Annotated in this window: 7 protein-coding genes and 1 CRISPR repeat array (1 of these 8 cut by a window edge); of the genes, 4 read left to right on the plus strand and 3 right to left on the minus strand. The window is 59.5% G+C overall.

Going from position 1 to position 12,672, the window contains the following annotated elements; translation table 11 throughout:
* Positions 1-71 precede the first annotated feature (71 nt).
* Together KTAU_RS09715 and KTAU_RS09720 are read right to left on the minus strand one after the other, a co-directional pair.
* On the minus strand, positions 72-1,559 hold the full coding sequence (locus KTAU_RS09715; protein WP_151728189.1) for an MFS transporter: 1,488 nt from the start codon (positions 1,557-1,559) through the stop codon (positions 72-74).
* A gap of 467 nt (positions 1,560-2,026) precedes the next feature.
* Positions 2,027-3,226, minus strand: coding sequence for a beta propeller repeat protein (locus tag KTAU_RS09720; RefSeq protein ID WP_151728190.1), 1,200 nt, complete (start codon positions 3,224-3,226; stop codon positions 2,027-2,029).
* 632 nt (positions 3,227-3,858) lie between these two features.
* Between KTAU_RS09720 and KTAU_RS09725 the strand changes: the two genes are divergently transcribed.
* The 3 genes from KTAU_RS09725 to KTAU_RS09730 all read left to right on the plus strand — a co-directional run bounded on the left by KTAU_RS09725 (position 3,859) and on the right by KTAU_RS09730 (position 6,287).
* Positions 3,859-5,265, plus strand: coding sequence for a flavin monoamine oxidase family protein (locus KTAU_RS09725; protein WP_151728191.1), 1,407 nt, complete (start codon positions 3,859-3,861; stop codon positions 5,263-5,265).
* Positions 5,266-5,778: 513 nt separating this feature from the next.
* On the plus strand, positions 5,779-5,922 hold the full coding sequence (locus tag KTAU_RS21545) for a hypothetical protein (protein ID WP_170293184.1): 144 nt from the start codon (positions 5,779-5,781) through the stop codon (positions 5,920-5,922).
* Positions 5,923-5,924: 2 nt separating this feature from the next.
* Entirely contained in the window at positions 5,925-6,287 is a 363-nt protein-coding gene (locus KTAU_RS09730; protein ID WP_170293185.1) for a zinc-ribbon domain-containing protein, read from the plus strand.
* A 533-nt stretch (positions 6,288-6,820) separates the two neighbouring features.
* Here the strand turns inward: KTAU_RS09730 and KTAU_RS09735 are convergent.
* Positions 6,821-10,036: a bifunctional cytochrome P450/NADPH--P450 reductase gene (locus KTAU_RS09735; RefSeq protein ID WP_228026381.1), complete on the minus strand. Its 3,216-nt coding sequence runs from the start codon at positions 10,034-10,036 to the stop codon at positions 6,821-6,823.
* Positions 10,037-10,355: 319 nt separating this feature from the next.
* Between KTAU_RS09735 and KTAU_RS09740 the strand changes: the two genes are divergently transcribed.
* Positions 10,356-10,988 (plus strand): TetR/AcrR family transcriptional regulator, encoded by a 633-nt coding sequence (locus tag KTAU_RS09740; RefSeq protein ID WP_151728194.1) that lies wholly within the window; start codon positions 10,356-10,358, stop codon positions 10,986-10,988.
* A 430-nt stretch (positions 10,989-11,418) separates the two neighbouring features.
* Positions 11,419-12,672: a CRISPR direct-repeat array (repeat unit 37 nt; unit sequence GTTTCAATCCCACATCGGGCTTGTCCTGCTTTCTGAC) (it continues 263 nt past the right edge of the window).

A 12,672-nucleotide genomic window follows, 5' to 3' on the forward strand; every position in this document is an offset into this window, starting at 1 on the left:
TGGTCAGCGGCCCCTCGCAAGGCTGGCTTCTACCAGATCATCGCTCATGCGCCGGGTGCCAGAAGAGGAGGTCAGAATACCGGCAGCTGTTCCTGAGCCTCGGACTGTTGTTTGCGCCCGCCAGAGGAGCGATCGCGGTTGCTGCGGGTTAAGGCGCGCGCCGCCGTCAGCAGGGCAGCCAGTATACAGGAGCCAGCCAGCAGATAAGTGACAGGCACAATGCCCAGCCAGTCGGTCAAAGCCCCCATAAAGAGCATGACCGGAATAGCCCCGCCATTAAAGAGAACCTGAAAGAGGGCCAGGACACGCCCGCGCATTTCGTCCGGCGAGCGCTGCTGCATTAGCGTCTGCGCCGGTACCACCACCAGATCAAGGCCAAAGCCAACGGCAGCCGTCAGCAGAGCCAGGGCCAGCAGAAAGAGGGGATGGGTAGCCCAGTGGGGGGCGAGGAGGAGGTGCGCCAGCCACTGCAAAGGGGGGATGAGAGCGATACCCAGGCCGGTCCCGAGCATCCCCACCAGCATTGTGCGCAGCGTGCCAAGACGGGCCACGACCGCTGGCACCAGCAAGGAGCCGGCCACAAGACCAATGCCCGCCGGTGCAAAGATGACCGTTGTGTTGCTGGCCGGCAGTCCCAGCAGTCGCTGCACGAACGTTGTCGCCAGCTCAGCAATGGTGAGCATCACCAGCCCACCAAAGCAGGACTGAAAGAGGGCATCTAATAAGACGCCATCGTTGCGCACCAGACGCCAACCGTCTTCTAAATCCTGACGCAGTCGTTGCCAGCCCGAGAGCAAGGCTCCGGCTTCCTCAGAGAGCAGCCCATAGGGGTGCGTGCGCTCATCTGCTGAGCTTGCCGCCGCAGCCGGAGACAACGACGAGCCCCCACTCTTGTTCTGGTGTCCAGCGCGAGTTTGACGTGGCAAGGTGGCCGTCAGTACGGCCGCCAGCAGGTAGAGCGCAGAGATGAGCAGGAAGAGCGTCTCAACAGGTCTTAGCTCGATCCTGGCGCCTAAGAGTGAGAGTGAGAACGGCGGCAGCAAATTGAGCATCAGGGGACCGAGGATGAGGAGACCGATCGCCTGGCTGGTATTGAGCGTCAGATTATAGAGGGAGAGCGCGGGTAGAAGCTCCTCTTCTTCTACCAGGCTCGGGATAATCGCTCCTTCAGCAGGTGAGAAGAAGAGACCGACCAGGGAGAAGAAAAAAGCCAGGATATAGATAAAAATATATTGATGAGGACTGAGCAAGAGAGCGAGCACGAAGAGGAGCGTGGCAAAGGCCCGCACGACATTGCTCACCCAGAGCACGGTGCGACGATCGAGGCGATCAACGAGGGCGCCAGCAGGAGCGCCGAAGAGCACCAGCGGGAGGCTGAGAGCGATGATCACCAGTCCAACCATGACCGCCGAATGGGTTTCATTGGTGATGAGGACGATCATCGCATAGCTTGCCGTAAATTGCACACTCAGATAGATCACCTGGGCCAGCCACAAGCGTAGCAGAGCGGGATGGCGCAGCACGCGGAGGACGGCCAGACCCTCTAGTAGTTTCTTCATGCAAACCCCCTCGGACCCGATATCGTCAGGATTCCCTCCCCGGCCCGCCGCCACTAGCCCCAGCAGGCAACGCCGGCTTGCCAGCTGCTCACCCGGCTAACCAGCATAGGGAATCGCTCCGACCGGATCGCGCGACAACGCCAGGCCACCCACTCCTGCGAGCGGGTGAGGAAGGCTCGATCTGACTTCACTACCAAAACGGACGAAGCCCAGAGCTGGTCGCACTCCGCCCGTTGTCACCATGATGAGCTTGCCAGGACCGGCGGCGTCCTGCCCTGACAACGGTAGAACTGCCAATAGTCTAGCGCAGACTCCCAAGGAAAGCAATGAGAGTACAAAGGGCACAGGGACTTAAAAAAGCAAAGCAGGAAGATGGGGCCAGAGGCGCAGGCCCCTGACCCCCTGAGAGTAGCGGAGAGAAGCTGCTGAAGCAGCTTCTGCCTGGGCCAGGAGTGCAACGATGGGGGCTAACCGCAGTTCGTCAGCACCGTACCATGCAGACCAACAGCCCAGATCTGCTTCGTATTGGGCACAGCGGCGGCGCCGAGGAGCATATGCTGACGGCCATCGGCGGCATTGGGAGCCTGGATCAGGTTCCAATGAGCGCCATCCCAATGTTCGAGCAGGGAGCTAAAGTGGCTGCCGCTGAAGGCTCCGCCCACAGCCCAGACGTTGCCTGGAGCGACTGCAGCGACGCCGGTCAGGTAGCTGGCAAAAGCATCGGGGGCATCGGAGCTGGGCACTACGCTCCACTGCGAGCCATTCCAGTGCTCAACCAGGGTCTTGGCCCGCAGGCCGCTCAGTAGGGACCCCTGGAAGGCCGAGCCTACCACCCAGACATTATCGGGCGCCAGGGCACTCACTCCAGTGAGCATGACCATCTGAGTCGAGGGACCCTGGCCGCTGACAGCCTTCCAGCTGTTGCCGTCCCAATGGACGATGACACCGGAGCCCATCGAACTCATGTTCAGATTGACCCCATAGCCCTGGAAGTTGTAGCTCACCTTGAGGCTGGTCCCAACCGCCCAGATGTCATGTGCGCTGCTGGCCGCGACCGCGAGCAGGGAATCACCCTGACCGGCCAGATTGGCCTGCAGGGCCACGTTCCAGCTCTTGCCATCCCAGTGCTCGATTAGAGCCTGGCTGTTCGAGGTGCCAACCGCCCAGACATCGTTGCGCGCCAGCGCCACGACGCCGTTGAGCTGGCCACTGCCGACGGCGTCGGACACAATGCTCCAGCTCTTACCATCCCAGTGCTCGACCAGGGTATGATTCGGCGTATTGGTGGTGCTGCCCACGGCCCAAATATCGTCGGGGGCGCTACCTGAGATGCTCTTGAGCAACGCTGGCTCGCTCGGGGCCGGACTGGGAACGATGCTCCAGGCCTTGCCGTTCCAGTGCTCGATGAGGGGCACCGATCCCTGGCTGCCAACGATCCAGGCGTTGTCGGAGGCGAAGGCGGTGACGCCCACTAAGGCTCCATCGGCGGCTTCCGGGACGCGACGCCAGGCTCCACAGGTGAGCGCGGGCGCCTTCGAGGCCGCCGCCACCGTCGACGTCAGGTGGGCTGTGCCTCCGCTCGCTCGTGAGATCAGGAGCGTGACCAGGGCCATCAGCGCGCAGGAGAGCAGAACCGCTCCAGAACGTTTGAGCATTCCACCCAACATAGTCTACACCATCCCTTTCCACGTCTTCCTTGACAAAACAGCAAACCAGCAGCCTCCTGCTGCTGTATCCACCCTTTTGGCTGCTCACCTGCTCTCTCCGCAGGTCGCCATTTCTGGCATGCCGCCTGCCACCAGCACGGGACCGCCGGACGGACGACCCACAACATCGGCCATTGTGGATTGCCCAGGCCCCGAGCCGGCACTGCACCTGCTCGGGGCCGTCGCTTCCGCCCGCCCATCAGGGCCATGCCGGGTCCGGGAGACAGGCGGGCCATCATGGAGGCAGATGCGCAGTCTTGAGCGTTGATTTGGTTCTACAGAAGAAGATACGGTCAGTAGAGCAAGTTAGTCTTCTTGTCTCTATCAGGCCGTCTTCTTCATGATACAGTGTAGCAAAGGAGAGTAAGATGTCTTTCTCTAGAAAAACTACCATAGCAAAAAAGTTATAGCCTTTGGTGTATATAGCTATCTTCGTATGCTGATTATTAGATGTTACCTGGCTATCCTGCGGCCCTGGCTCACGGACACAGGCTAACCTCCGGTCTCCAGGCGGCGGCAGCTTGTGATAGAGTAATACCACAAACGATAAGCAGATCTCTGCCATCAGCATAGATGGCTCCTGGAGCAACATCATGCCACGTATTGCAATCGTTGGGGCCGGCATTGCTGGCCTGGTGGCCGCCCTTACCCTACAGGAGGCAGGTCTGGCCTGCACTCTCTATGAGGCCTCCGATCGTATCGGTGGACGTATCCGTTCCGACGCGCGCACCTGGCGGTCTGGGGCGGTCAGCGAGGGCTGCGGCGAATTCATCGATGCCGATCATGAGCTGATGCACCAGCTGATCCGGCGCTTCGGCCTCTCGACGATCAGTCTCGATCGAGGCCGGGCTCCCAGACTGCTCTACTTCTCCAACCGCTACTATCGCGAAGATGAGCTGACAGAGCCGCTGCAAGCTGTTGCCGCCCTGCTGCACGAGCAGCTGCAGGAGATCGGGCCTGTGACCACCTGCAGGCAGTATACGGCTGCCGGCTACCGCTTCGACCACCTGAGCGCTTACGATTGGATCGAGCGCTTTGTGGCGGATGGCCATCGTTCTCCTGTGGGCCGTCTGCTCGATATTATGTGCAGTGGCTATTATGGCCTGGATACCAGCGAGCAGAGCGCTCTCAACTTGATTTATATGTTTGCCCCCCGCGACCTGGCTCGGGGCTCTACCACTGGTGGGCCGCAGCTAGAGAGCTGTAAGATTCGGGGAGGCAATGAGCAGCTGGTGCAGGCCATCGCGCGTAGCCTTCCCGAGGGAAGCATCCATTTGCAGCACCGTCTGGCAGCTATCGAGCGGCGGAACGAGCGGGAGGTCGCCTTGACTTTCGTCACGCCCTCTGGGCCTGTGGAGGTGCGTTGCGAGCATGCCCTGTTAACGCTGCCTTTCAGTACGCTCAGGCAGGTCGATTATCGTCGCGCTGCTTTCAGTCCTCTAAAGCAGCAGGCTATCGCGGAGCTTGGCTACGGCACGGTCTCTAAGCTCTTTCTAGAGTTCGACCAGCCGTATTGGTACCAGGAAGGTCCCTGGCCCCATCCTCATAATGGCTTCATCGTGACTGACCTGGAGCTTCAAACCCTCTGGGATGTCTCCTATGGCCAGGGAGTCTCAGGCGGCCTCCTGCTCTCCTACAGGAGTGGCAGCAGAGGGGTGGCTCTGGCTTCCCCGGCTCCTTATGCAACCTCACTCGACGCGGAGGCCGTGAGGCAAGCCGCTGCCTCTTGCCTTCAGCAATTGGAGCACCTGCTGCCCGGTATCAGCGTCCACTACACGGGCAGAGCCGCCTTGAGCTATTCAACAGGCGACCCCTACCTACTCGGCAGCTACTCTTGCTGGCGCGTTGGACAATATACGCTCTTCAGCGGGTATGAGAGGGTGCGCGAGGGGCCGATCCATTTTGCTGGAGAACATTGCTCGGTCGAGTTTCAGGGCTTCATGGAAGGCGCAGCCCGCGAGGGAGTACGCGCGGCCCAGGAGATCCTCGAAGACTACTGAGCAGACGGCCTCTGCCCGGTCTGCCTGCCAGGCAACTGTCAGAAGACTGGCCTTCTGCGCAGCTTGAGCTGATCGCTCTTTGCCCGCGGAAGGCCGCTTTTTGTTCCTTTCTCGGGAGTCGCTCGCATACTGCTCACTGTCTCGCTCGCTGATCATGTCCAGATTTCTCCCCTCGATCAAGAAATATTCGTGTGCAGGGCCTACGCTTCCCCTACAGTGGCAGCAGAAAGCCTGATGGGGCCTCGCTGCTGCTTCAAAGGCCAGTCTTCAGAGGAAGGAGCAGTCAGATATGGCTACCATTATCGATGTTTTTCCTCTCGTTAAGTGAAAAACATCACAGCGTGTTTCCCAAGGGCCTGGTAATATACACCTAGCAAGTAGATACAGATCTCAGGCTGGGATGCCACACGATTGCTTCAGCGTCTGTGGGGCAGCCAGCGCAGGAATAAGCTGCAGCGAAGACACGTACTCTGAGCAGGTAAGGAACTGGCATGACGAGTTTCTGCTTGTCTGATGCAGCAATTAATTACAGTGGCGATGCCTGATAAGCTTGGATGGGCTTTGCTGCTGGCGCTGTTCTGGCTGATTGGCAGTACAGATACTTTCACGTTGCTATTCTTTGCAAGACAGCTTGTCATCTACCAGGGAGGGTATTAAGTATGTATGTGATCGTTTATGGCTATCGCACTAAGCAGTGGTTAATGGGCCGGATTCCAGCAGTGTGCCAGCGCTGCCAGCGCACGACCCAGCAGCAAGTGGTACGCTCACAGCGCAAGTTTACGCTCTTCTGGATTCCTCTCTTTCCTATCATGACCAGAACCTTCCTGGTCTGTACGCTCTGTGGCCATCAAGTGCGTGTCGACAACAAGCAGGCCGATGCCTGGGTCAAGTCGCCTGCTACGCCTCCCTCTCCTCAGCCAGGGCAGTCTGCTCTGCCGGGAACGCCCGGAGTTGGAGGACCGGCAACGACGCCCCAGCCTGGCTATCCTTCCCAGCCTGACAGTCCTCCACCTGCCATATGAGCAACGGTCACTCTCGATATGGCGCCTGAAAGCTGGCTGGCAAGAAGACGAGACAACTCCGAGATAGCGCTTTTGCCTTCAGAAGGAGGCAGGTGCCCTGGCTCACCCCTCACGAGCAGGCTGTTTGCCGGATGGGCCAGAGTAAGGGAGACAGGGCGAAGCAGGGGGCCAGGCCAGTCAGTCAGGCGAGGCAGCGGCTCACCGACCAGGACGCTCGGTGACCTCGCTCCTTTCCTAACCCCGCGCATGGATGAGTCCGGGAGAGCTGAGAGGGTGTGATGGATCAGATGTTTACACCATCACACCCTCTCTCTATGCGTGGGGCGATCGCCCTAGGACGCAGCATGCGTCTGATGCGCGGCTGCAACAAGGACAAGGAGGCCGCCGGGGAAGCCCCGTGATGAGTCAAGCAACGAGGTGTGGTGCGCGACGGGTGGTAGAGCAGGAAACAAGCATGTCCTGCCAGACTGGCCCGTCCCCACGAGCGACCGCTGACCGTCACCCCGGCCTGCTCTTGCTCCCGGGCGTCGTGCTCAGGAGAAGACATCTGCCACGTAGCGCGTTCTGGTGCGCTCTATTTCGCGCGCCCAGGCTTCGGCCTCTTCGGGCGAGCAATGCATGGCATCCTGATAGATGCGGACAAACGTGGCTCGCACCGCCGGAGCCATTTGCTGCCCATCGCCACAGACATATATCCGCGCATTGCGCTTGAACAGAGCGACGATCTCCTCTCTGTCATGCCAGAGACGGTCTTGCACGTAGCGGATCTGGCCGTTTGGACAGCGGGAGAAGGCCGCTCGTAGTTGCACGATGCCAGCTTGCTCCCACTGCTCCAGCTCCTCACGATAGAGATAGTCGACCGCGGGATGATCGCAGCCAAAGAAGAGTAGGGCCGGAGCCAGAGTCTGCCCGTGAGAGGCGAGGATAGCACGTTCCTGCAGGAAGCCGCGAAAGGGGGCGATGCCCGTTCCGGCGCAAACCATGATGAGCGGAGTGTCGAGTGTGCTCGGCAGGTGGAAGGCTTCCTGTGAGGGCCGAACTGCGACCGAGACACTGGTGCCGGGCTGAGCAGCAGCCAGGTACGTTGAGGCCACCCCCAGATAGGTGCCCTGGCCTGAGAAGGCTGGCGCTTGCAGCACCGAGAAGGTAATCGTACAGTGATCTGCTCTCCAGAGTGGCGAGGATGAGATCGAGTAGAGCCGCACATGCATAGGAGGTAGCATCTCCAAGAAGGCTCCGAGGGAGAGTGCGCAGGAGGGCGTCTGCTCAAGCAGATCAAGGACGCTGAGACGCCGCTGAAGGACCTCCTGCTCATAGCGATCCGTCTGCGCCAGGGTCTCAAGCCGCGCCCTCTCCTCGGGCTGTGCTGTTTCTGCTGCCAGCGCAGCAACCTGCTTACGTGTGGCTGGTTGTGCTAACTCAACATAGTTGGCTAGCAGCTCTCGTACGCCGATGGGATAACCCGTCGGCAGCGAGGTTTGACTATCGGGGCGGGCCTTGTGCAGGACGATCTGCGTGTCGGGAGCCAGGCCAAAACGGCGCAGGGCGCGTTCAACGTTGATCTCGGGATTCGTTGGTAAGACAGCCAGGTAGTCTCCGGCTCGATAGCTCATCCCTTCTGGCAGAGCGATCTCTACCTCGCGCTTCGAGCGTCCGAGTGGAGAGGCGAGATTGACCAGCTCGCGATTGGCGATGACGGTACCGCGCTGCATATCTCCCTGGCGTAGCAGCGCTGGTCGCGCCGAGGGGACAATCTCCACTGCATAGGTTCGACGACTGGCCACCGGCTGCAGCTGCTTGCCAAAGACGGGGGCCAGGCTCGACCAGAAGGTGTCGTACCAGCGATCGAAGTCGCCAAAGAAATCGCCACGCGCATCCGCCTCACCTCGCTCTTTGAGCCGAGTGGCTCCTGCCGCGGCGAGGGCGCTATCGATGCGCTTGGGAATGGCCTGATAGGTGCGCAGCCAGTCGCGATTACCGCAGCCAAAGACGGCGTAGCGCACCCCCTGGAGATCCCCGGCTTTGAGAGTTTCCAGCCAGGCCACAAACTGCCTGGCCTGATCAGGGGGCTGGCCCTCGTAGGAGGAGGTGACGATGACGACGGCGCCCTCGGTCGGCAGCCGCCCGACATACTCATCGAGGGGGGCAACGCTAGCGCTGTAGCCCTGGACGCTGGCATCGGTGGCGATGCGTCGAGCGAAGGCTTCCGATGAACCGCCGTTCGAGCCAAAGAGCACCAGCAGGGGCGTCAGCGCCTCCTCCGGCACTGGCTGCCTGACGGGGATAGTGGCAGTTTGCGTCTGCGGTTGCAGATGGGAGGGCCTGGCTCGCTCTCTGGTGACCGCCGGGGGGCAAGGTCGGCCCGCTCTGCGTCTGGCGCGGATGAAAAAGCCTTCGGGCTTGAGTGTCAGTGTCTCACGAATGCGCAGCTGATAGCTGGGATCGTGCTCGATCAGGTCAAAGCGCTGCAGAATCATGGCGAGAACCAGGGTCGCTTCCTGTAAGGCAAAGGGGCGGCCAATACAGGAGCGCTGGCCATTGCCGAAGGGTTTCCAGGCATTGGCGGGCACCTGCGCATAGCGCGCTGGCTCGAAGCGATCGGGATCGAAGCGCTCTACATCTTCGCCCCAGGCCCGGGGATCACGGTGCAACATAGGAATGAGCACCAGGATGGTTTCGCCTTTGGTAAGTGGATAGGTGCCGGCGAGCAGGGTGTCCTCGTAGGGCTGCAAAGCGATGGCGGGGGCTGTCGGCCAGAGGCGCAGCGTCTCTTTCAAGACGTGATCGATATAGGTGAGCTGGGCCAGGTGCTCGAAGCGCGGGATTTCGTCGCCCAGCACCTCATCGACGTGGGCCCGGGCGCGGGCCAGCACGTGAGGGTTCTTGAGCAGCTCATAGAGGGCGAAAGAGAGCAGGCCGCTGGTAGTTTCGTGTCCCGCGATGAGAAAGGTGACCAGCTGGTAGCGGATATTTTCGTCGTCGAGGCCTTCGCCGGTGACCGGGTCGCGTCCTTGGAGCATGCGGCTGAGCAGGTCACGCCGACTGGCCGCCTCGGGATCAAGCCGACGATGGGCGATGATCTCGTCGGCGAACTGGTGCATGGAGCGGATGTCTTCCTCATAGCGGCGCCTGGTGAGAAGCATCAGCTGGTTCTGGATGGGAAGACGCCGCGCCTGGGCTCCGGATTCGATCAGCGCCTCCACCATTGCATGCACAAAGGGGTGCATGTCCTGCCGGTAGAAGCTGTTCAGGCGCTCGCCGAAGGCGCAGAGGGCGATGGTATCCAGGGTCAGGCGTGTCATGTTATCGGGCACATCGATGACTGCCTGGGGTCCAAAGCGCTCCCAACGTAGTAGCATCTGTTCGGCGATGTCAAGCATCGGCTCGAACATCTCGCGCATCGCTGCTGGCCCAAAGGCGGGCATGAGGATGCGATGGGCCTTCGCCCAGTTCGGCTCTTGTGTGTAGGCGGTGAAGAGGCCGTCACCGGCAAAGGCGCGAATGTGTTCCAGGGGCGCGTGGACCTTTTTATCAAAACGCCGTTCATCACAAAGCTCGTCAACAAGCGCCTGCGAGCTGACGACTAGCATCTCTCTGCCTGGCAGCTGGAGGCGGAAAATGGGGCCATAGAGACGGGCCAGTCGCATCAGACTCTGGACAGGTCTGTCAGGATCAAGCTCTTTGAGATTTTTGAGCAGCGGATCTGGCTTAGGCTGCGGAATCGTGGCGAATGGCGATGATAATGACACAGCTCCTCCTCTTGAGGTGCCTTTCTCCTCTCGTCCGACCTGGTCGGCTCCCCACTGGATGCAGTAGCGGTTGTCAGCTCCTGCCCCTGTGTCGCAACGAGAAGGAGACAAGCAGCCTTTGATCTCTGGCGTCTGAAGGCTGCTCTCCTGATTGGAGATTGAGCACATCCTTGACATTGCATATTTTATTAGACACATTGTCTAGCAAGAACTGTAGGGCCAGTGGTCCCAGCCTGTCAAGAGGGAGAGCGGGAAGATAGAGATCCTGGACACATTGTGTCTATTAGTAGACAGTGATTTAGATCAAGGAGGGAAGCGTATGGAGGATCGACGTGTTCAGCGTACTCGCCAGCTACTGGAGCGTGCTTTGCTGGAGCTGATCGAGGAGCGCAACTATGAGAGTATTACTATCCAGCAGATTACAGACCGTGCTAATGTGGGGCGCGCAACATTCTATTTGCACTATCGGGATAAGGAGCAGCTGCTCCTGGCAACCATTCAGCGTTTGCAGGAGGATCTGGCCCGGCAGTTGGAGCCGCTGCGTCCTGCGGATTTCCTGCAGGAGAGACCGGTGCTCAATGAGCAGATTTTCCGTCATGTCGAGCGTTATCGCCATCTCTATGAGGTGCTTCTCAGCGAGAGGGGGGCGGCGTTGGCCAGGCATCGTCTCATGGCCTACCTCACGAGCCAGGTAGAGCATTTCCTTCTGAGGCCGCTGCTGGCTCTTGTTGGAGAGCCGGCAGTTCCTACCAGCCTGCTGGCCAGTTATGTCAGCGGGACTCTCTACACGGCGATCACCTGGTGGCTTGAGCATCCAGGCCAGAACACGCCGGAGGAGATGGGGCAACTGGTGCGCAAGCTCACGCTGCCAGCGATCTTTGCGGTTTTGGGTGTAGCCCCGGAGCAGCTTGTTTCGCAGGGAAGGCAGGCAGAGCAGGAATCTGGGAACTGAGGCAGGAGGAGCAGGTTGAGGGTGGGAGGAAGCAGGCAAGACGTGATCTTGCTTTTGGTCGATGAGAGGTTCCCTCGTGGAGGGAGTGAGATTTTTCCTGCGCAGGGCGCCTGTAGCACAGCTGGGTTGCCTTATGGGGAGTAGCCTCTTCCTTCTGAGGAGCAGCGCCATGTGGAAGGCTGCTGGTCGAGCCGGGGAGCTTCTTCTAATGATGTAGGAAAGGAAGTCAGAGCCGCGTCAAAAACTCTATCCAGTCTTCTACTCCGTCTTGCGCATGCTGAACGGAGTACTTGCATTCGACGAAACCAGAGGTCCGCCGGTGGGGGACTCCGATGTGAGGGAAGTTGACAGGCTTGTCCTGCTTTCTGATTGCTTGCAGGTCCAGACGGTCCATCACCATCTTTCTCTCGTCTTCAACCCCTTCTAATCCCTCTCAATCCCACATCGGGCTTGTCCTGCTTTCTGACCGGCTTCCGCCAGCGCTTCGGAGCTATGTTCAATTGTTTCAATCCCACATCGGGCTTGTCCTGCTTTCTGACTTGGCAGCGCGTGGAGAATTCATGTTCCAGCATTACGGTTTCAATCCCACATCGGGCTTGTCCTGCTTTCTGACAAGAGATCGTCGAGATTTTGCGACGCCCGTTCGACATGTTTCAATCCCACATCGGGCTTGTCCTGCTTTCTGACGGTGGAAACACGTGGTCTGTCGCATCTCCGTCAACGTAGTTTCAATCCCACATCGGGCTTGTCCTGCTTTCTGACGGTGGAAACACGTGGTCTGTCGCATCTCCGTCAACGTAGTTTCAATCCCACATCGGGCTTGTCCTGCTTTCTGACCTGGACCCATTTTTGGACCGGCTCCTTTTTGTCCAGTTGGTTTCAATCCCACATCGGGCTTGTCCTGCTTTCTGACTTGGACCCCTTGCCCACTCTCAATGGCAGCGATGAGGTTTCAATCCCACATCGGGCTTGTCCTGCTTTCTGACGGAAGCCGCTTTGCAATCGAGCTGGCCCGGCTTCGTTTCAATCCCACATCGGGCTTGTCCTGCTTTCTGACACGGGGTTGATCTGGGGACCCCCTTCCATACTCAGGTGTTTCAATCCCACATCGGGCTTGTCCTGCTTTCTGACCCGGACTGCAGCCGTCGGCGTAGCAGGAGCGACATCTGGGTTTCAATCCCACATCGGGCTTGTCCTGCTTTCTGACCACTGGCCGGTGTACGCGCGCGCCCTCGCGCACACTCTTGGTTTCAATCCCACATCGGGCTTGTCCTGCTTTCTGACCCTTTCTCCTGTGGCTGCTGTTGCTGTGGCCATATCGTTTCAATCCCACATCGGGCTTGTCCTGCTTTCTGACTTCAGCTCTTCGTCTCCTTCCAGATCAACTGGAAGGGTTTCAATCCCACATCGGGCTTGTCCTGCTTTCTGACCGAGACGAGAGATTGGAGCAACTCTACGAGTCAGCGAGTTTCAATCCCACATCGGGCTTGTCCTGCTTTCTGACTCATAGAACCATCCCCGTTGGGCCGCGAATGCCAGCCGAGTTTCAATCCCACATCGGGCTTGTCCTGCTTTCTGACGTTTATATTTACGCGCATAAAGCAGCATCTTATCTGTTTCAATCCCACATCGGGCTTGTCCTGCTTTCTGACGTCCAGGCGACGCATGAGCGCATTCAGTTCAT

The organism is Thermogemmatispora aurantia (assembly GCF_008974285.1).
GTDB lineage: Bacteria > Chloroflexota > Ktedonobacteria > Ktedonobacterales > Ktedonobacteraceae > Thermogemmatispora > Thermogemmatispora aurantia.

Excerpts from the sequence above, each read along its gene's own strand:
- KTAU_RS09730 (WP_170293185.1), top strand. The coding sequence starts at position 5,925 with ATGTATGTGATCGTTTATGGCTATCGCACTAAGCAGTGGTTAATGGGC.
- KTAU_RS09725 (WP_151728191.1), top strand. The coding sequence starts at position 3,859 with ATGCCACGTATTGCAATCGTTGGGGCCGGCATTGCTGGCCTGGTGGCC.
- KTAU_RS09720 (WP_151728190.1), bottom strand. The coding sequence starts at position 3,226 with ATGTTGGGTGGAATGCTCAAACGTTCTGGAGCGGTTCTGCTCTCCTGC.
- KTAU_RS09740 (WP_151728194.1), top strand. The coding sequence starts at position 10,356 with ATGGAGGATCGACGTGTTCAGCGTACTCGCCAGCTACTGGAGCGTGCT.
- KTAU_RS09715 (WP_151728189.1), bottom strand. The coding sequence starts at position 1,559 with ATGAAGAAACTACTAGAGGGTCTGGCCGTCCTCCGCGTGCTGCGCCAT.
- KTAU_RS21545 (WP_170293184.1), top strand. The coding sequence starts at position 5,779 with ATGCAGCAATTAATTACAGTGGCGATGCCTGATAAGCTTGGATGGGCT.